Annotated in this window: 16 protein-coding genes and 1 pseudogene; 8 read left to right on the forward strand and 9 right to left on the reverse strand. The window is 73.1% G+C overall.

The features are described from left to right. Nucleotides 1-63 precede the first annotated feature (63 nt). From ACQUFX_RS27370 to ACQUFX_RS27395, 6 genes are read left to right on the forward strand one after another with little or no spacing between them, the layout of a single operon-like run. Nucleotides 64-1,524: a class I adenylate-forming enzyme family protein gene (locus ACQUFX_RS27370; protein ID WP_428963097.1), complete on the forward strand. Its 1,461-nt coding sequence runs from the start codon at nucleotides 64-66 to the stop codon at nucleotides 1,522-1,524. Next, complete coding sequence (locus ACQUFX_RS27375) at nucleotides 1,521-2,660, forward strand: acyl-CoA dehydrogenase family protein (protein ID WP_428963098.1); 1,140 nt, start codon at nucleotides 1,521-1,523, stop codon at nucleotides 2,658-2,660. Before ACQUFX_RS27370 ends, ACQUFX_RS27375 begins: the two co-directional genes overlap by 4 nt. 39 nt (nucleotides 2,661-2,699) lie before the next feature. Next, nucleotides 2,700-3,395 (forward strand): transglutaminase-like domain-containing protein, encoded by a 696-nt coding sequence (locus ACQUFX_RS27380; RefSeq protein WP_428963099.1) that lies wholly within the window; start codon nucleotides 2,700-2,702, stop codon nucleotides 3,393-3,395. Then, nucleotides 3,395-4,165: a glycosyltransferase gene (locus tag ACQUFX_RS27385; protein ID WP_428963100.1), complete on the forward strand. Its 771-nt coding sequence runs from the start codon at nucleotides 3,395-3,397 to the stop codon at nucleotides 4,163-4,165. Before ACQUFX_RS27380 ends, ACQUFX_RS27385 begins: the two co-directional genes overlap by 1 nt. A 41-nt stretch (nucleotides 4,166-4,206) precedes the next feature. Then, nucleotides 4,207-5,562, forward strand: coding sequence for a glycosyltransferase (locus ACQUFX_RS27390; RefSeq protein ID WP_428963101.1), 1,356 nt, complete (start codon nucleotides 4,207-4,209; stop codon nucleotides 5,560-5,562). A gap of 2 nt (nucleotides 5,563-5,564) precedes the next feature. Next, nucleotides 5,565-6,857 (forward strand): glycosyltransferase 87 family protein, encoded by a 1,293-nt coding sequence (locus ACQUFX_RS27395; protein ID WP_428963102.1) that lies wholly within the window; start codon nucleotides 5,565-5,567, stop codon nucleotides 6,855-6,857. Between the two features lie 134 nt (nucleotides 6,858-6,991). Here the strand turns inward: ACQUFX_RS27395 and ACQUFX_RS27400 are convergent, their stop codons facing one another. The 4 genes from ACQUFX_RS27400 to ACQUFX_RS27415 form a co-directional block, all read right to left on the reverse strand. After that, on the reverse strand, nucleotides 6,992-8,056 hold the full coding sequence (locus tag ACQUFX_RS27400; protein ID WP_428963103.1) for a LacI family DNA-binding transcriptional regulator: 1,065 nt from the start codon (nucleotides 8,054-8,056) through the stop codon (nucleotides 6,992-6,994). A gap of 174 nt (nucleotides 8,057-8,230) precedes the next feature. Further along, nucleotides 8,231-8,428, reverse strand: coding sequence for a hypothetical protein (locus tag ACQUFX_RS27405; protein WP_428963104.1), 198 nt, complete (start codon nucleotides 8,426-8,428; stop codon nucleotides 8,231-8,233). Between the two features lie 262 nt (nucleotides 8,429-8,690). Next, a complete protein-coding gene (locus ACQUFX_RS27410) occupies nucleotides 8,691-9,497 on the reverse strand; it encodes a MerR family transcriptional regulator (RefSeq protein WP_428963105.1) in 807 nt (268 codons plus the stop codon). Beyond that, complete coding sequence (locus ACQUFX_RS27415; protein WP_428963106.1) at nucleotides 9,490-10,026, reverse strand: VOC family protein; 537 nt, start codon at nucleotides 10,024-10,026, stop codon at nucleotides 9,490-9,492. Before ACQUFX_RS27415 ends, ACQUFX_RS27410 begins: the two co-directional genes overlap by 8 nt. Before the next feature lie 372 nt (nucleotides 10,027-10,398). Here ACQUFX_RS27415 and rph point away from each other — a divergent pair, with 372 nt between their 5' ends. Then, a complete protein-coding gene (gene rph / locus ACQUFX_RS27420; protein ID WP_428963107.1) occupies nucleotides 10,399-13,005 on the forward strand; it encodes a rifamycin-inactivating phosphotransferase in 2,607 nt (868 codons plus the stop codon). Between the two features lie 22 nt (nucleotides 13,006-13,027). On the opposite strand, the gene ACQUFX_RS27425 is transcribed toward rph, so the two are convergent. Further along, nucleotides 13,028-15,004: an ABC transporter ATP-binding protein gene (locus ACQUFX_RS27425; protein WP_428963108.1), complete on the reverse strand. Its 1,977-nt coding sequence runs from the start codon at nucleotides 15,002-15,004 to the stop codon at nucleotides 13,028-13,030. A gap of 318 nt (nucleotides 15,005-15,322) precedes the next feature. Between ACQUFX_RS27425 and ACQUFX_RS27430 the strand changes: the two genes are divergently transcribed. After that, nucleotides 15,323-16,012, forward strand: coding sequence for an alpha/beta fold hydrolase (locus tag ACQUFX_RS27430; protein ID WP_428963109.1), 690 nt, complete (start codon nucleotides 15,323-15,325; stop codon nucleotides 16,010-16,012). 121 nt (nucleotides 16,013-16,133) lie between these two features. Here ACQUFX_RS27430 and ACQUFX_RS27435 read toward each other — a convergent pair. The 4 genes and pseudogenes from ACQUFX_RS27435 to amcA all read right to left on the reverse strand — a co-directional run. Next, nucleotides 16,134-16,337 (reverse strand): annotated as a pseudogene (locus tag ACQUFX_RS27435) (YrhB domain-containing protein); the annotation flags it as partial. Nucleotides 16,338-16,590: 253 nt separating this feature from the next. After that, on the reverse strand, nucleotides 16,591-16,983 hold the full coding sequence (locus ACQUFX_RS27440) for a helix-turn-helix domain-containing protein (RefSeq protein ID WP_428963110.1): 393 nt from the start codon (nucleotides 16,981-16,983) through the stop codon (nucleotides 16,591-16,593). Then, entirely contained in the window at nucleotides 16,983-17,480 is a 498-nt protein-coding gene (locus ACQUFX_RS27445) for a hypothetical protein (RefSeq protein WP_428963111.1), read from the reverse strand. The genes ACQUFX_RS27440 and ACQUFX_RS27445 overlap by 1 nt, the downstream gene beginning before the upstream one ends. Nucleotides 17,481-18,077: 597 nt before the next feature. Next, nucleotides 18,078-18,242: a multiple cyclophane-containing RiPP AmcA gene (gene amcA / locus ACQUFX_RS27450; RefSeq protein WP_428963112.1), complete on the reverse strand. Its 165-nt coding sequence runs from the start codon at nucleotides 18,240-18,242 to the stop codon at nucleotides 18,078-18,080. Nucleotides 18,243-18,649 lie beyond the last annotated feature (407 nt).

The raw sequence follows: 18,649 nt of genomic DNA on the forward strand, positions 1-18,649 counted from the left end.
GCCGTCGCCCGCCCTCCCCGACCCCACCCCACCGATGCGACGAGGAACGACAGGAGACATACCGTGCCTACCAGATCGTTCTGCACCGCCTTCACCGAACAGGTCCGCCGCGCACCGGACGCCCCCGCGCTGTCCTGGGCCGGCCGCGAGATCAGCTACCGGGACCTGGCCCACCGGGTCCAGGACGCGCGGGAGGCGCTGGCCGGCCTCGCGTTCGCCCCGGAGCAGCCGCTCTGCGTCCCGGCGGAGAAGTCCCCGGAGACCGTCGCGCTGCTGATCGCCGCGTTCGCGGCGGACCGTCGGGTGCTGCTGCCCTCGGCGTCCCTGGGGCCGCAGGCGCTCACCCGGCTCTGCGCCCAGGTCGGCGCCCCGCACATCCTGCGGGCCACCGCCACCGGCCTGACCGTCCGCACCAGCGGGGCCCGGGGCCGCCCGCTGCCCGGCCCCGGCCTGCTGCTCACCACCTCCGGCTCGACCGGTACGCCGAAGGTCGTCGACCTGGCCGCCGAGGGGGTGGACGCGTTCCTCACCTGGGCGGCCGGCGCCTTCGGCATCGGGGCCGACGCCCGGGTGCTCAACTACGCGCCGCTCAACTTCGACCTGTGCCTGCTGGACGTCTGGGCCGGGCTGGCCAGCGGAGCCCGCGTCGACCTGGTCGACCCGGAACGGGCCGCCGAGGGGCCCTGGCTGGCGGCGTTCTGCCAGGACCGGCAACCGACCGTGGTGCAGGCGGTGCCGCTGTTCTTCCGGCTGGTCACCGAGGCCGGCGGCCGGTTCCCCGGGGTCCGGGAGGTGCTGCTCACCGGGGACGTGGTGCCACCGCCCCTGCTGAACCGGATCGTCGAGGCGTTCCCCAACGCCCGGCTGTGGAACGTCTACGGCTGCACCGAGACCAACGACAGCTTCCTTCACCGGGTCGACCCGACCGACGCGTCGACCCGCAACGGCCTGCCGATCGGCCGCCCCATCGCCGGTGTCGAGGTCCGCGTGGTGGACGCCGACGACGCGGAGCTGACCGGCGCGGGCAGCGGGGAGCTGGTGGTCCGGACGCCGTTCCGGGCCCGGGGCTACCTGGACGCCCGGCTCGACGGCCAGCGCTGGCGGGACGGCTGGTTCCGCACCGGCGACCTGGTCCGGCGCGACGCCGACGGGCTGTTCCACCTCACCGGCCGCAACGACCACCAGGTCAAGGTGCGCGGCGTCCGGACGAACCTCCAGGAGGTGGAGCAGGTGCTGCTCGCCCACCCGGAGGTCCGCGAGGTCGCCGTGCTCGCCGTCCCCGACCCGGCGGCCGGCACCGTCCTGCACGCGGTGGTCCGCCGGACGGCGGCCTCCGAACTCAACGGGCTGCACCTGCGGCTGCACTGTGCCGCCGCGCTGCCCCGTACCGCGATTCCCAGCGCGTTCGAGGTGCTCGACGAGGCGTTGCCCCGGACGTCCACCGGCAAGGTCGACCGCACCGTCCTGCGCGAGCGCCGGCACCCGGCGCTGGCCGGATCCACCGGAGGAGGACCGACATCATGATCAACTGGACCGAGGAGCAGCGCGAGCTGCGCGCCCTGGCCGAGGAGCTGGGCGCGGCGGCCGGAGAGGGGCACCTCACCCGCGACGCCGACCGCGAGTTCGGCCACGCGGGATGGAAACTGATCCGCGAGACCGGCCTGCTGGGCCTGCCGTTCGACGAGCGGTGGGGCGGGCTCGGCCAGGACCTGCCCACCACCATGTACGTGCTGGAGGGCCTCGGGTACGCCTGCCGCGACGGCGGGTTCAGCTTCTCCGTCTCCACCCACGTGGTGAGCACCGGCGTACCCCTGCAACGCTTCGGCTCGGCGTACCTCAAGGAGCGCTACCTGACCCGGGTCAGCGACGGGTCGGTCATCGGGGCGCACGCGATCACCGAGCCGTCCGGCGGCTCCGACGTGATGGCGATGCGCACCACCGCCGTCCGCGACGGCGACGACTACGTCCTCAACGGCAGCAAGGCCTTCGTCACCAACGGCCCGATCGCCGACGTGATCGTGGTCTACGCGCTGACCGGCAAGCGGGGCAGCCCGGCCGCCCTGACCGCGTTCCTGGTCGACCGGGACACGCCGGGCCTGGTGGTGGGGCCACCGGTGGCGAAGATGGGGCTGAGCACCTCGCCCTTCTCGGAGCTGTTCCTCGACGACTGCCGGGTCCCGGCGGCCAACGTGGTCGGCTCGCCCGGCGCCGGCTTCCTGGTCATGGACCACGTCATGAAGTGGGAGATCCTCTGCTCCTTCGTGATCAACGTCGGGGAGATGCAGCACCGGCTCGAACGCTCCGTCGAGTACGCCCGCTCCCGCACCCAGTTCGGCCAGCCGATCGGCGCGTTCCAGTCGGTGTCGAACCGGCTCGCCGACATGCACATCGCCGTGGAGACCTCCCGCAAGTGGCTCTACGACACCGCGCAACGGCACGCCAACGGCGAGAACGTCACCTTCGACGTCGCCGCCAGCAAGCTGGTCACCAGCGAGAACAACGTCGCGTCCGCGCTCGCCGCCGTCCAGATCTTCGGCGGCTACGGCTACACCAGCGAGTACGGCCTGGAGAAGGACCTGCGCAACGCCGTCGCCGGAACGATCTACTCCGGCACCTCGGACGTCCAGCGTCAGCGCATCGCCCGCATGCTCGGCCTCTGACCCCCCGCGTATCCCACCCCTTCCTGGAGGACCCGCACGATGTCCACGCCACTCGTCGACGCCACCCTGCTCGACCCCACCGAGTTCCTCGACCACGACTCCGCCGTCGTCCGCGACTTCGTCGCCCGGGCGCTGCCCGACGGCGGTGCGGAGCTGACCCCGACCGAACGGGCCGTCGCCCTCTACTACGCCGTCCGCGACGGCATCCACTACGAGGTGTACGGGGCCGACCTGTCCCGCCACGGCCTCAAGGCCAGCTCGACGATCACCCGGGGCATGGGCTTCTGCGTGCACAAGTCCATCGTGTACGCCGCCGCGGTGCGCGCGGTGGGCGTACCGAGCCGGATCTACTACGGCGACGTCCGCAACCACCTCGCCTCGCCCCGGCTGGAGGAGCTGATGGGCGGCAACCTGTTCACCTTCCACAGCCTGACCACGGTTCTCCTGGACGGCCGCTGGGTCCGGGCCACCCCGGTGTTCAACAAGATGCTCTGCCGGCTCTACCGGATCAAGCCGCTGGAGTTCGACGGCCGGACCGACTCGATGTACCACCCGTACGACGACGAGGGCCGCCGGCACATGGAGTTCCTCCACGAGCACGGCGAGTTCGACGACGTCCCGTACGACCTGGTGGTGGGCGGTATCCGCACCAACCACCCCAAGCTCTTCGCCAGCCAGCACACCACGGCCCGGGGCTCCCTGGTGGCCGACGCGACGACCCCGGGAGGTGTCTGATGAGCCCGCTGCCCCGGGGCCGGCACGACCCGGCCCCCCGCGACCAGGTCGACCTGGAACTGGTCGTCCCGGCGTTCAACGAGGCGGCCCGGCTGCCCGCCACCCTCGCCGAGGTCACCGGCTTCCTGACCGACCAGCCCTGGCGGTCCCGGGTGGTGGTGGTCGACAACGGCAGCACCGACGACACCGCCACCATCGTGGCCGCCCGGGACTGGGCCGCCGAGGTGGTCGTGGTCGGCTGCTCCCGGCCCGGCAAGGGCGCGGCGGTCCGGCGGGGCATCGCCGGCAGCACCGCCCGGTACGTCGGATTCATCGACGCCGACCTGTCCACCCCGGTACCGACCCTGAGCCGCGCGGTGGCCGAGCTGGAGGCGGGGGCGGTGGCGGCCATCGCGTCCCGGCACGCCCCCGGCGCCGCGCTGGCCCGCCCCCAGCCGGTCACCCGCCGGCTCGGCGGCGCGGTGTTCCGGGCCGTCGCCCGCCGGCTCGTCCCCGGCGTGCACGACACCCAGTGCGGGTTCAAGATCTTCGAACGGTCGGCCGTGCAGTGGGCGCTGCGCCGCTGCCAGGTCAGCGGCTTCGCGTTCGACGTGGAACTGCTGCGCCGGATCCACCGGGCCGGCGGCCGGATCGCCGAGGTCCCGGTCACCTGGACCGACGACGAGCGGTCCACGTTCCGCCCGGTGCGGGACGGCCAGGCCGCCTTCGCCGACCTGTTCCGCCTCTACCGGGCCGACCTGTTCGACACCGCTCGGGCGGGTGCCCGGTGAGCCCGCGCCGACCGGCCCCGACCGGCCGCCAGGTGCTGGTGATGAGCCGGTACGACATCCGCCACCCGCACGCCGGCGACGCGGAACGCTACCTGCACGAGATCACCCGCCACTGGGTGGCGGCCGGCACCGAGGTCACCTGGGTGACCCCCGGAGCGCCGGACGCCCCCACCGCGCAGACCCTCGACGGGATCCGGCTGTACCGCGCCGGCCCGCTCGGCACCGTCGCCCGGCTGGCCCGCGACGGTGGCCGGTTCGACGTCGTGCTGGACGCCACCGGCGGATCGACCGACGGGCTGCCGCGCGGCGCCGGCCGGTCGGTACCGGTGATCGAGGTGCTGCACCGGGTCCCCCGGCAGCCCGCCGGCCGGCTGGGGCGGTTCCTGGCCGGCCGGCGGAGCCGGACCGAACGCGCCCGGGTGGCGCTCTCCCCCTCGGCCCGGCACGACCTGCGCCGCCGGCACCGCCTCCAGGGCCCGATCTTCGTCGTGCCACCCGGCACACCGGCCCCGGCCTGGGCCGGCGGGGAACGGGCCGCCGTCCCGACCATCGTGGTCGACGTCGACCTGGTCGCCGAGGAACGGGTCGACCTGCTGCTCGGGGCGCTGCCCGCCGTCGCCGCCGCGCTGCCCGGCCTCCGCGTCGAGATCCTCGGTAGCGGCCCCGACCGGGACCGGCTGCGCCGGCTCACCGGGGACGCGCGGCTGGCCGGCACGGTGACCCTGCACGGCCGGGTCACCGACGACGACCGGGACCGGTGGTGGCGCCGCGCCTGGCTGACCGTCTCCACCGCCGACGGCGGGGGGTGCGGCTCCCGGCTGCTCACCGCCGCCGCGTACGGGGTGCCGGGCGTCGTGCTGACGACATCGGCTGCCCGCGACTTCGTCCGGGCCGGTCGCACCGGGCACGTCGTCGAGTCCTGCGACCAGCTTCCGGCCACGCTGACCGGGTACCTGACCGAACTGCGCGACGAGGAGACCGCCGGCCGGGCCGCCGAGACGTGCCGATCCTGGGCCGGCCGCTTCACCTGGGACCGCAGCGCCGCGCTCCTCGCCGGCGTGGTCGAGCACGAGATCCGGGTCGCCGGGTCGGACCTGGCCCGACGCCGGTCGGCGCGCTCCGACATCGCCACCCTGGTGCGGTTGCCCGAGGGCCAGTCGGTGCCGGCCGGCTCGCTGCGCCCCACCGACGAGGTCGTGGCAGCGGACGGGCAGGTCAGCGTCCTGCTCAACGGCTGCGACGAGGTCGACGCGGTCGGCGTGCTGGCCCGCCTCGGCATCACCGGGGCCCGACTCCGCCTGGCCGGGCACGACGACCTGCTGGCCGGCCCACACCCGCTCCCGCCGGCGCTCGCCGGCCCGTCCCACCGCCGACCACTCGCCTACGACAGGGGTTGACCATGCAGACGACAGACCTCCGGACCATCCGCCCGAGCCGTGCCCTCGGCGTCGGCACGGCGGCGGCGGTGGTGGTGACCGCCCTCGCGTTGGCCGTGCTCGCCGAGGCGATCTTCACCCGGGATCCGTACTGGGCGCTGCGCTGGACCGTGGACCTCAAGGTCTACCTGGCCAGCGGCGAGGCCGTCCGGGACGGCACCTCGCTCTACGACGTGGCGATCCAGAACCCGATGTACGGGCCGATGCCGTACCTCTACCCACCGTTGACCGCGATCCTGTTCTTCGTCCCGCTCTCCCTGCTGCCCATCGGCGCGGCGAGCCTGGTGTGGAACACCGCGTCGCTGATCGCCCTGGGCGCGGTCGCCTGGCTCGCGCTCGGTGTCGCCGGGGTCCGCACCCCGCGCACCCGGGCCGCGCTGACCCTGGTCGTGCTGCTGGCGGCCACCTGGCTGCTCCCGGTCCGGATCCAGCTCATCGCCGGTCAGATCAACATGTTCCTGCTGCTGCTGGTCCTGCTCGACTTCCGTGGGTACGCCGGCCGGTGGCGCGGGGTGGGCATCGGGATCGCCGCCGGCCTCAAGGTCACCCCGCTGATCTTCATCGGCTACCTGGTGGTGACCCGGCAGTGGCGCGCCGCCGGCACCGCGCTCGCGGCCTTCCTCGGTACGGTGCTCGCCGGCTTCGTGCTGATGCCGGCGGACGCGGCCCGGTACTGGGGCGGCCTGGTGCTGCACTCGTCCCGGGCCGGTGGGGTCTGGGACACCCCGAACCAGTCGGTCGCCGGAGCGCTGTCCCGGGCGGTCGACGGCACCCAGTTCGCGTCCTGGTGGCTGGCGGTCCTGGCGGTGCTGGCGGTGTTCGGCCTCGGGGTGGCCTGGTACGTGCACCGGCACGGCTCGGACTTCCTCGGCTTCTCGGCCGCCGCCGTCACCGGCCTGCTGGTCTCGCCCGTGAGCTGGGAACACCACTGGGTGTACGTGATCCCCCTGCTGGTCTGGCTGGCCGTGCGGGCGTACCGGACCCGCTCCGCCGGTCTGGCCGTGGCGACGGCGGTGCTGGTGACGGTCTTCTCGGTCCGGGTCTTCTCGCTGCTGGGCATCGAGGAGTCACCGCCGGCCCCGATGGCCCTGGCCGGCTGGGAACAGGTGATCGCGGCGCTGTTCCCGCTGACCGGTCTGCTGCTGCTCCTGGCCGGGCCGATCTGGGTCCGGCGGACCAGTCCGGTGCCGGCCGCCCAGCGGGTCAGCCGACGCCCGGTCGCCGAGCCGGCCCGGGCCCCGGCCCTGACGGCCTGAGCCCGGTCGGACGATGCTGCGGGGGACGAACCGTCGTCCCCCGCACCGTCGTGTCCCGGTCGGTCCGGCGAAGGTGCGGCGGTGCCGTTCCGGGCGACCGACCACGTCGTCCTCCGCGCCTGGTCCCGTCCCGGTCAGGCCGGCGGGGGCGCGGCGGTGCTGTCCCGGACGACCAACTCAGCGGGGAGCAGCACGTGGTCCGCGGTGACCGGCCGGTCACCGCGGGTGTCCCCGATCGCCCGGGCGAGGGCCGCCGCCGCCACCCGGCCCTTGGCCTGGACGTCCTGCCGGACGGTGGTCAGCGCGGGGCGGAGCTGCGCGGCCAGCGGATTGTCGTCGAAGCCGACCACCGACAGCTCGTCGGGGACGCGGATGCCGAGATCCTCGGCGGCTTGCAGGACACCGTGGGCGACCGCGTCGGAGAAGCAGAGGATCGCGGTGGGCCGGTCGGGCCGGTCCAGCAGCAGCCGGGCCCCGGCCTTCGCCTGCTCCAGGTTGGCGCCACCCTGACGGGCCATCAGCGGGGTGATGCCGGCCGCGTCGAGCGCGTCGCGCCACCCGAGCAGGCGCTGCTTCGAGGCGTGCCCGTCGACGGTGAGCTCCTCCGGCGTGACCAGACCGTGGGTGCCGTGCAGCCCGGACAGCAGCAGCCCGACCCGGCGGTGCCCGAGGTCGATGAGGTGCTGGGCGGCGGCCCGCGCGCCGGAACGGTCGTCCACGTTGACCGCCGGGATGCCCTCCACCGGGTCCTGGTCGATGTAGACCAGGGGCAATCTGCGGCGGGAAAGGTACTGCACGGCGGTCGACGTCGGGTCGCAGGAGTAGACCAGCGCGCCGTCGATCGCGACGTCCCGCGCGGGGATGACCGCGCCGTCGTCGGACGAGGTCAACAGGGTGAGCGCCAGCCCGGTCGGGCCGAGTTCCTCGGCGATCGCGCCGAGGAAACTGGTGGCGACCAGGTCGGTGAAGGCGAAGCGGAGCGACGAGGTCAGCACGATCCCGACGGCGCCGGTGGTGCCCTTGGCCAGGGCGCGGGCGGCGGGATCGGGACCGACGTAGCCGACTTCCTGGGCGGCGGCGAGAATCCGCTCGCGGAGCGCCGCGGAGAGTTGATCCGGCTTGGAGAACGCGTTCGACACGGTCATCCGACTCACGCCGACGCGATCGGCGATCGTCTGCAGGGTCACTCGTGGCGCCACGTCACCACCGGTCGCTGGATCTGCGTCCGCCGCCGACGACCAGGAATCGGTCGCCGGCGGCGGAATGGTCTGCTGTTGTACGGCGTGGGCCGCGCGAGGGTGCGTTCGGTGTCGTCCCGCTGTTCCCGCGCTGCCTTCCCGCGCTGCCGGTCGATCATTGCTGCTCGCAGCTTATCAAACGGCGGGCCTGGTCCGCCGGACCGCGTCGGCCGCGCGGGAGAGGCCCCGGGCGAGCGCCTCGCGGGCGATCCGGGTGCGCTGCGGCTTCTCCACGTGCGGGACGACCGGGGCGTTGGGCCGGGCGCTGTTGAACTCGTAGTTGACGTCGTTGATGGCGGTGGTGAAGGCGGCGGGCATTTCCATGACGATCATCTCCTGACGTCCTCGGCGTTTTCTTCTGTACCGATACAGTAGCCCGACCCTCTATACCGGTCAAGAGATTTCCCTTGACCGGTATAGAGGAATCTTTCGGGACCGCCGTTCTGCCAGGTCGGAAGCGCGTCAGGGGCGGTGGTGCCGGCCGCCGGGGGCATCGTCGAGGCCCAGACGGCTCTCGCTCCGGCCGAGAGTTCGCTCGGCGGGAGCAGTCTTCGCCCGTCGCCAGCCGTGCGACTGATCGTTCCGGATCCGCGTGCTACGCCCAGGTCGCGGTGTCGGGGTCGATGCCGTGGGCGCGGGCGCTGGCGTCGATGACGCGACGGAGCCACCGGGCGAGGCCGGGTCGGATGCCGTCGTAGTGGGCGGCGAAGGCCGGGTCGGCGTCGTACCTGCGGCCGAGACAGACCTGCATCTGCCTGCTGAGCGGAAAGTACGCCGAGGCGAAGACGTCGCGGTGCCGCTCGACGAGGTGGTTCGCCTCCGGGCTACCGGGTGCGACGCCGGCGTCCATCGCGTCGGCGAGGGCGCGGTCGAGGCTGGCGACGGCGTCGGAGATGGCCTGCCACTCCTGCGGGCCACGAGTGGCGGAGCGTTCGGCGTACTGCGACCACTGCGCCGTGTCCCCGTAGCGCTGACGGGCCTGGGCGGGCCAGTCCGGGTTCCACCCGGGGCCGAAGATCGCGGCCTGCTGCTCGACGGTCAGCAGCAGGCCGCGCTCGTGGGCGTCGATCATCCGGTCCAGCCCGGCATCGAGCTGCTGGAGGCGGTCGATCCGTGCGGCGACCTGGGCACGCTGCGCCCGCAGTGCGCCGGGCACGTCCGCGGTCGGATCGTCCAGGATGGCCCGGATCCTGTCCAGGCCGAGACCGAGTTCCCGGTAGACGACGATGCGGTGCAGGCGTTCCAGGTCCGCAGCGGTGTAGACCCGGTACCCGGCGGTCGTGCGCAGCGACGGTCGCGCCAGGCCGATCTCGTCCCAGTGGTGCAGCGCGCGGACCGTCACGCCCAGATGCGTCGAGACCTGACCGACGGTCAGGCCGTCGGCGTCGGCGGCATCAGGCATGCCCCTCATTGTCGTCGCGCCCGCCGGCAGGTGGGGTGATCCCGATGGCCGCGAGGTTCCGCGCCTCCTGGCTGGCCGGGTCGAAGGGCTTCGCCGCGGTGAAGACGATCCGTGCGTTCTCGGGGGTGATCACCTCCACGTCGCGGGTGTTCCAGGGTGTGTCCCGGGGGCCGTCGACCGAGTCCGGGCGGACCGCACGACAGGCCTCGACGAGCGGGTCGACCTGGCTGAGCACGCACGCGAAGCTGACGCTCATCGCCGGTGGCTGCTCCGCGCCGGTCGCCGCCGAGACGAGGAGCACGTCCTGGAACGCCCACCGGCGCAGGTGCACGAGCGTGCCGGGGATGCTGAACAGTTCGAAGAACCCGAGCCCCCGGGTCCAGAAGTCCACCGACGTCGCCAGGTCGCCGGTGGGGATCGTCACGAAGGCGGGCATGCCGTAGATGCCCCGGAACGGCTCCGGGGCGACCGCGTCGGGGCCGGGCGCGGGCACGGGGCTCATCTCGAACGCGTCGTAGTGGTCGTTCATGCACCCACCCTCCAGCCTCACGCGGCGTGAGGGTCAAGCCGGAGCGGACGGGGCGGAGTGGACGGGGCGGAGTGGACGGGGCGGAGTGGACGGGGCGGAGTGGACGGGGCGGGGCCGCAACAGGGCGGGCAGAAAGAAAGGCAAGGAGACGAACTCCTTGCCACTCTTAACGTATAGCGCACCCGGGGGCTTGCGGCAAGGCCCGGGTCGTGCCGCAGAATCCTCCGCCGACGAATGGTCGGGGGCACCGGCCGAATCATCGGCGGAAAGGCAACCAGCAATGAGGACGTGTTCGACACGAGGCGCGAAAGCGCTCAGGACGTCGACAATTCGACCGGCCGGTACCGGACAGGCGAACGTGGCGGTGCCGCGATGACCGGGCCGTACGTCGTGGATCTGACCGAGGTCGACGGGACGCAGGTCGCGGTCGTCGGCGGCAAGGGGGCGGGCCTGGGCGTGCTGTCGCGGATCGACGGCATCCGCGTGCCGGCCGGCTTCTGCGTGACGACCGACGCCTACCGGCGGATCATGGCGGACGCGCCGTCGCTCGACGACCAGCTCGACCAGCTCTCGCGTCTGGGCCCGGACGACCGGGAGGCGGTCCGCACACTCAGCGCGGACATCCGCCGGAGCATCGAAGGGGTCGCCGTCCCCGACGAGCTCGCGGCGGCGGTCACCCGCGCACACGCGCAGCTCGGTGAGGGAGCCGCCTACGCGGTCCGCTCCAGCGCGACGGCGGAGGACTCGCCGACGGCCTCCTTCGCGGGCCAGCAGGACAGCTACCTGAACGTCGTGGGCCGGGCCGCGCTCCTCGCGCACCTCAGCCGGTGCTGGGCGTCGCTGTTCACCGAGCGGGCCGTGACCTACCGCCAGCGCCACGGCATCGACCACCGGTCGGTCCAGATGGCCGTGGTCGTCCAGCGGATGGTCCTCCCGGCGGCGGCCGGCATCCTGTTCACGGCCGACCCGGTCACCGGCGACCGCAGGGTCGCCACCGTGGAAGCCAGCTTCGGCCTCGGTGAGGCCCTGGTCGCCGGCCTGGTGAACCCGGACGTGTTCACGGTGCGCGACGGCGGGATCGTCACCAGGACGATCGCCACCAAGCAGCGGGCCGTCACCGCCCTGCCGGCCGGCGGTACCCGGGAAGAGGCCATCGAGCCGGCGCGACAGCGGCAGCCGGCCCTGACGGACCCGCAGGTCGTACGGCTCGCGCAGCTCGGCCGGCGGATCGAGGCCCACGTCGGAGCACCCCAGGACATCGAATGGTGCCTGGTCGACGACGACTTCCAGATCGTCCAGAGCCGGCCGGTCACGACCCTCTTCCCCGTCCCGGCGGTCGACGACGGGGAGAACCACGTCTACCTCTCCGTCGGCCACCAGCAGATGATGACCGACCCGATGAAGCCCCTGGGGCTCTCGGTGTGGCGGCTGACGGCCCTGGCACCGATGCACGAGGCCGGCGGGCGGCTCTTCGTGGACGTCACCCCGCGCCTGGCCTCGCCGGCGGGCCGGGCCGGCCTCCTGGAGCTGATGGGCAGGTCCGATCCGCTGAGCAGGGACGCCCTGGAGACCATCCTCGACCGGGGCGACGTCGTCGCGCCGACCCCCGACGAGGGACCCGCCGGGCCGCCCGGCCGTGCACCGGGTGGACCGCCCGCCCCGATCGAGACCGACCCGGGCATCGTCACGGAGCTGATCGGGCGTACGCGGGCCTCCGTCGCCGCCCTGCGGCGCGAGATCCGGACCAAGCACGGGCCGGCCCTGTTCGACTTCCTGCTGGAGGCCTTCGAGGAGCACCGGCGGGCCCTGGCCGATCCGCTCAGCATGCAGGCGATCATGGCGGGGATGGAGGCCACCTGGTGGCTCAACGACAACCTGTGGGAGTGGCTCGGCGAGAGGAACGCCGCCGACACCCTCACCCTCTCCGCCCCGGGCAACGTCACCTCGGAGATGGGGTTGGCGCTCCTCGACGTCGCCGACGTGATCCGCCCGTACCCGGAGGTGGTGGCGTTCCTGCACGGCGTCGAGGACGAGACCTTCCTGGACGCACTGCCCGACGTTCCCGGCGGGACCGAGGCACGCGCCGCCATCGGGGCCTACCTCGACCGGTACGGCATGCGCTGTGTCGGCGAGATCGACATCACCCGGCCCCGGTGGAGCGAGCGCCCCAGCACGCTCGTACCCGCGATCCTCGACAACGTCCGGAACTTCCCGCCGGGTGCCGCCGCGCGCCGCTTCGAGCAGGGCCGGCACGCGGCGGAGAAGAAGGCGCAGGAGGTGCTCGCCCGCCTGCGGGCCCTGCCCGACGGCGAGCAGAAGGCCCAGGAGACCGCCCGGATGATCGACCGGGTCCGGACCTTCATCGGGTACCGGGAGTACCCGAAGTACGGCATCGTCAGCCGCTACCTCGTCTACAAGGAGGCGCTGCTGGCGGAGGCCGAGCGGCTCGTGCGGGGCGGGGTGCTCCGGGAGAGGGAGGACGTCTTCTTCCTCACCGTCGAGGAGTTCCACGAGGTGGTGCGCACGTACCGGGTGGACGACCGGCTCATCGACCAGCGCAGGGAGGCGTTCCGGTCGTACCGGGCGCTCACCCCGCCCCGGGTGCTCACCTCCGACGGCGAGGCCGTCAACGGGTCCTACCGTCGCGACGACGTACCGGCCGGTGCCCTGGTCGGCCTCGCGGTCTCCGCCGGGACCGTCGAGGGACGGGCCCGGGTCTTCCTGGACCTGGCCGAGGCCGACCTCGAACCGGGCGACATCCTGGTCACCGCCTACACCGACCCCAGTTGGACGCCCCTGTTCGTCGCCGTCGCCGGCCTGGTGACGGAGGTGGGCGGCCTGATGACCCACGGCGCGGTGATCGCCCGGGAGTACGGCCTGCCGGCCGTCGTGGGCGTGGCGCAGGCCACCCGGCTGATCCGGGACGGGCAGCGGATCCGCCTGCACGGCACCGACGGGTACGTCGAGATCCTGCCGTGACCCACTCCCACGGCACCCGTGGTCAGGCGGAAGCGGGTTGGCGCGGTGGCGGTGCGGTGGACGTGGCCGGGCTGACGTCGTAGCCGGCGGCCTGGAGGGCGAACAGTTCGGCGTACCGGCCGCCGGTGGCGACGAGGTCGTCGTGGGTGCCGGCCTCCACGAGGCGACCCTGGTGCAGGACGTAGATGCGGTCGGCGTGGCGGACGTTGGCGAGCCGGTGGGTGATGAGGATGGTGATGCCGTGGCGCTGCCGGTCGCGGATGGCCTGGAAGAGGGCGTCCTCGGCGCGGGGGTCGAGAGCGGAGGACGGTTCGTCCATGATGAGCACGTCGGCGTCGCGGAGGAAACCGCGAGCGGCGGTGATGCGTTGCCACTGACCACCGGAGAGGTCCTGGCCACCGGCGAAGGTGCGGTCGAGCAGGGTCTCGTACCCGTGGGGTAGTTCGGTGATCATGTCGTGGGCGACGGCGCGGGCGGCGGCGGCTTCGATGCGGTCCTGCTCGGCGGCGGTCGTGACGTCACCGATGGCGATGTTCGTCGCGGCGGTGAACGGCCACTTGTGGTACTCCTGCGTGACGACCGCGATCCGGGCCCGCAGCGCGTCGCCGTCCCAGTCGGTGACGGGCCGCCCGTTGTAGCGGATGCTGCCCCCGGTGGGGGTGCGCAGGGTGGCGATCATGGTGGCGAGGGTGGACTTCCCGGAGCCGTTCTCGCCGACGAACGCCACGGTCTGTCCCGCCTCGATGGTCAGGGTGACCTGGTCGACGGCGGCGCTGTCCCGGTCGGGGTAGCGCAGACTGACCGCGTCGACGGCCACCTCGCGCAGCCGCTCACCCGGCGGGGTGCGCGGGTCCGGGGTGGCGGCGGGCGGAAGGTAGTCGGCGGCGCGGGTCATGAACGCGGTGTAGTCGCGGAAGTGCTGGCCCTCGGTGTAGACGCGGTCGATCTGGAAGGTGACCACGGCCAGGTTGCGCTGCGCGGCCTGCACGGCGATGACGCAGGTCGCGGCGGCGGCGAGCGGGATCTGCCCGTCGATGAGCAGGAGCCCGAGCAGCACGTAGACCGCGGCGGTGGCGATCCCGCCGATCATCGCGCCGACGGTGGTGGTCGTGGTGACCCGCCGGGCCAACGCGAGTTGGATGCCGGTCTCGACCCCCATGACCCGGTCGTACTGGTCGAGCAGGAAGCCCCGGAGGCCGTAGGAGCGCAGTTCGGGGGCGGAGTCCCGCTCGGCCATCAGCCGGTGGAGCAGCCACAGCCTCCGACGCCGTACCGATCCCGCGGCGTAGGTCTGGTAGCGCAGGTGCCCGGCCCGCAGCGCCGCCCACCCGTTCGGCACGGTCGCGACGAGCAGGGCGAGCAGCAGCAGGGGGTGGATCACCGCGACGGCGACGGTGACGGCGAGGACACCGGTGACCCCGGCGAGCAGGTTCATCGACGACTGCACCAGGTCGGTGGTGGAGTCGGCGCCCCGGGAGGCGCGTTCCATGTCGTCGGCGAACGCGTCGGCGTCGAACGCCTCCAACCGGACCGCCGTGGTCACCTCGAACAGCCCCCGCTCGACCTCCCGGTCGACCTTCGGGGCGAGGCCGTTCTGCGCGTACCCCGTCGCGGCGGCCATGCCGGCGCGCAGCGCGGTCACCGCCGCGAGCGCGGCCAGCGCGGGCAGCGCGGCGACGACCTTGTCGGCGGTCGGCCCGCCGGCGAACAGTTCCACCAGCACCCGCTGGGTGGCGATCAGTCCGAACGCCGACAGCACCCCGGCGCCCACCGTCGTCGCCGCCACGATCGACGTCCGGAGCCGGTCGGCGCGCCAACTGACGGCGAGGGCGCTCCGGACCAGCCGGGGCAGCTCGGAGAAGACCGCGAACAGGCCGGCCTGGGCCCGCGCCCGCACCCCGGTCTCCCACCACATCTCCCGCAGCTCCGGCAGGACCGAGTCCGGCCGGGCCGGTTCGGGGCGACCGGAGTCACGGTCGGGGTGGTCGGCTCTGGTCATGGCGGTACCTCCCGAAGGTGAACGAGGGTGCGCGACGGCGGTGCTGGTGCCTACGGGGACGGGCAGGTGGTGGCGACGCGGCGGGGCCTGCCGGCACGGTAGAGCGCGGCGGGGCCGACACGCCCGCAGCGCCGTGCGCCGACATTGTCAGCACCTGCCAACACCGACTCCGACACCACGCCGGCCTGGCCCGACACCACCGGCCAGCCACGCCGGCCCGGCGTGCTGCCACCGGCCGGCACCGCCGGGCACGGCGCGGTGTCTGCCCACGGCCGAATGCCTTGGGTACGGGGCCGGCGGCCGGCGAGACTCGGGGGCATGCCGGAACTGATGGACGTCGCGGTCGGGGACCTGCACTTCGCACTGCGGGTGTGGCCCGCCCGCGACCAGGAGAGGACACCGACGGTGCTGCTGCACGGCACCGGGAAGACCGCACGGGACTGGGACGTGATCGCCGCCGGACTGGCGGCCGAGCGCCCGGTGTACGCCGTCGACCTGCGGGGTCACGGCGGCAGCGCCTGGCCCGGCAGGTACCGCGTCGGGCTCTTCGCCGACGACGTCGTCGGCATCCTGGAGCGGCTGGACACCGGCGCGGTGGACCTGGTGGGTCACTCCCTCGGCGGTCTGGTGGCCTGTGCGGTGGCCGCCGCCCGCCCCGGGCGGGTCCGCAGGCTCGTGCTCGAGGACATCGGCTTCCCGCACCCGCGAGCACCGGGGCTACCCGCCCGCCCCGCCGGGCCCCTGCCCTTCGACTGGCGGGTGGTGGAGCAGGTCCGGCCCGAGATCGACGATCCGGATCCCGGCTGGGCCGGCACCGTCGCGCGGGTCACCGCGCCCACGCTGCTCATCGCGGGTGGGGCGGCGAGCCCGGTCGCCCACGAGCACGTCACCGAACTCGCGCGACGCCTTCCCGACGCCCGGCTGACCACGATCGAGGCCGGTCACCTGGTGCACGAGACCGCCCCGGACGCGTACCTCGCGGCGCTGACCGCCTTCCTCGCGGACTGACCGCCCACCCCCCGGCGTGCGGTCCCGACAGCACCCGTCGGGACCGCACGCCGTACCCCGCCCCGGGGTCAGGTGGACAGGGGCTCCGGATCGCGGTACGCCGCGACCGGCACGACGGTGCTCACGGGGCCGGGGCGAACGGGTCCGGCGCCGCCGGCTCGAACACCAGGGGCAGGTCCTTCTCCATGGCGTACTCGTTGAGCCAGCGCTCGACCGGCCCGCCCGACGGCGCGACCCACGGCTCCGCGCCGTCCTTCGGCACCACCAGCGGGCCGGTGGCGAGGCTGTCCATGATGTCGCCGGTCTCGATCGCGCGCACGGTGTTGAAGGGGAAGAGCCGGCGTCAGGCAGTGCTCTACGGTCCCCGAAAGTCCCACCAGTCCGTATTCGGGGCGTTTTCACCTGGTTGCACCGCACGAACATGCCGTTCGGGCCATCGGAGGCGAACCCCATCCTCGGCGGTCAAGCACCCGTCGAGCACGCAGATACTGTAGCGACGAGAAACGTTCGCACTCACATCGGCGGATCCGCGTGCCGAGCCGCGCGTCGCGGGTGGCCACCAGCGGGTGGTGCTCTGCTCACCACCGCGACGGGCCGCCGTTGGTCAGGCGGGACGGGGCGACGGAGTCGACTGAGTCGACAGCCACGATCTCCGTGACCACCCTGAACCGGGCCGGCATCGCCGCCGACGCATCCGTCCGTGGCTGAGTTGCCGTCTGGTGGTCCACGAACCGCCGCAAGCGGCCGAGCGCTCCGCCCGTTTCCAGCACCTCGTCACAGCGGGCCAGGACATCGAGACTGGCCGTCCGCTCCGCCTTTTCGATCTTGCCGAGGAGGTCCGGGCTCACGTACACCAGCGCCGCGAGCCGTGCCAGCGACAACCCGCGCTGCTGCCGCCAGCACCGCAACTCCGCTCCGAGAAAGTGCCGCGCGGACGCATGTGGCCTCAACTCGGCCGGTCGCTGCTCCATCAGACCCGCCCACGCCCGTCAACGAGCGAATACACCCGCGCCCCGCTACCGGCGGTCAGCGGCAGCGCCGAAGGCTCGGAACCGTCCCCAGGCACCGTGGTCACGAGGACTCGGACCGGCCCACGACACTCACTGTCAAGCGTGATCACGACCGCTGCACCCGCCGCGACACCGAGATGAACGGTGGGGATCGCCTCCGCTTCGTCGGCCGGGGACGGGGCCGGTGTGGGCGCCGGCTTTGCCTCCCGTACCGGCGGTGCCACCGTCTCCGCCGCCTCGACCGACCGGCCCAGACCGTAGATCACGTACAACCCGATCGACGCATCGTTGGTCACGCCGAAGACGCCACGCAGCCCCGCCCGCACGTGGGCCACCGGCCAGCGATGCTCCCCACGCTCCAACTTCCCGATGTACGCGCCGCCCAGATACACGCGTCGCCCCTGGTGCTCCCAAATCCACGCGTTCACCGCCTCGGCAACCTCCTGCCGCGACATCACCCGCCCCGACCCCGTCGGCGACCGCAACCCCAGCCGCGCACGCCGCAACAGGTCATTCGGACAACGGGGAGCCCTCGCGTGAGCGCCCGGCACGGCGTTTACCTCCGTCGGCGTCATTAGTCGATGGGGGTTCGGTCGGCGAACAGGCCGCCGGTCGGGCCCTCCGGTCGCAGCGTCGCCAGCCACACGGGCTTTTCACGCGCGATCGCTGGTTGGCCACTCGCGGCGATCGCCCCGATACCGCTCACGGTCCCGCCTCCTCCGAACGTGATGAAGGTCCGATGGTTGGCTGCTGAGGGTGGGGATACCGATGTGTCCAGCCGAGGAACCGGTCGAACAGTCCCCCGCAACCGCCCGTACTCCTCGCGTCGAGATCACGCAGATTGTCGATGGCCTCGTGCAGACACGCCGACAGGTCCAGCGACAACGCCACCCGGTGGCCCGCGTACTCGACAAGAAGCGAGTCCCGCGCCGGGATGCAGGGCCAGGCATGGCCGCAGGCGCGGCAGTGCCACCGGGGACGCGACGGCACATGCTCGCCCCGCACCAGGCCACCGCTCTCGACTGTGCTCTCGCCGGAAGCAGGCTCTTCCGCGGTCACCGGCGGACCCCCTGTCGGCTCCGCTGCTCGAAGTACCGACGCCAGGCGTAGGTGAACAACGGCGGATCCGCAGCCGCCGCCGGCACCGACAGCGACGAAGGCGACGAGCCGGGCCGCACCCGCTGACTAGTTCTGGCGTGGCTGGAGACGTACACGGTCACGTCCGCTCCTCCGCCCTGGCTGTTCCCGGGAGGCGGTGGGCCCGCCACTGGCGAGGCGAGCCCACCGCCACCGGCCGGCGGCTGGGAGCGGACCGCCGGTCACCCACCCACGCAGCCCTGTCGGCAGTACGCGGACGGGGAGTCATCTGCACGACCGGCAGAGCGCCCGGCGGAAGCACCTGCCGGTATGCCGGATCGCTTTCCGGTCTGCCGCCGATCGACACATTCACGCTAAGCCCCCAGGTGAGACTGCCTCTGACCGTCATGGCGCCCGAAGAAGCGGCGCGCCGGCACATCCAGCCTGGCCTGGAAGACGAGTCGACGGAATGTCCTGTCGGTGCACTGGCGGTGCATCTGCTGTCACCCCACGTGCCGCTACGATCGACCAGGCAGGTGATTGTCCGTTT

This window comes from Micromonospora fluostatini (assembly GCF_050410825.1).
Taxonomy (GTDB): domain Bacteria; phylum Actinomycetota; class Actinomycetes; order Mycobacteriales; family Micromonosporaceae; genus Micromonospora; species Micromonospora rosaria.

Bases quoted from the DNA above. Each gene is read 5' to 3' on its own strand.
- ACQUFX_RS27375 (WP_428963098.1), top strand. From the start codon at position 1,521: ATGATCAACTGGACCGAGGAGCAGCGCGAGCTGCGCGCCCTGGCCGAG.
- ACQUFX_RS27380 (WP_428963099.1), top strand. From the start codon at position 2,700: ATGTCCACGCCACTCGTCGACGCCACCCTGCTCGACCCCACCGAGTTC.
- ACQUFX_RS27385 (WP_428963100.1), top strand. From the start codon at position 3,395: ATGAGCCCGCTGCCCCGGGGCCGGCACGACCCGGCCCCCCGCGACCAG.
- ACQUFX_RS27390 (WP_428963101.1), top strand. From the start codon at position 4,207: ATGAGCCGGTACGACATCCGCCACCCGCACGCCGGCGACGCGGAACGC.
- ACQUFX_RS27395 (WP_428963102.1), top strand. From the start codon at position 5,565: ATGCAGACGACAGACCTCCGGACCATCCGCCCGAGCCGTGCCCTCGGC.
- ACQUFX_RS27405 (WP_428963104.1), bottom strand. From the start codon at position 8,428: ATGATCGTCATGGAAATGCCCGCCGCCTTCACCACCGCCATCAACGAC.
- ACQUFX_RS27410 (WP_428963105.1), bottom strand. From the start codon at position 9,497: ATGCCTGATGCCGCCGACGCCGACGGCCTGACCGTCGGTCAGGTCTCG.
- ACQUFX_RS27415 (WP_428963106.1), bottom strand. From the start codon at position 10,026: ATGAACGACCACTACGACGCGTTCGAGATGAGCCCCGTGCCCGCGCCC.
- rph (WP_428963107.1), top strand. From the start codon at position 10,399: ATGACCGGGCCGTACGTCGTGGATCTGACCGAGGTCGACGGGACGCAG.
- ACQUFX_RS27425 (WP_428963108.1), bottom strand. From the start codon at position 15,004: ATGACCAGAGCCGACCACCCCGACCGTGACTCCGGTCGCCCCGAACCG.
- ACQUFX_RS27430 (WP_428963109.1), top strand. From the start codon at position 15,323: ATGCCGGAACTGATGGACGTCGCGGTCGGGGACCTGCACTTCGCACTG.
- ACQUFX_RS27440 (WP_428963110.1), bottom strand. From the start codon at position 16,983: ATGGAGCAGCGACCGGCCGAGTTGAGGCCACATGCGTCCGCGCGGCAC.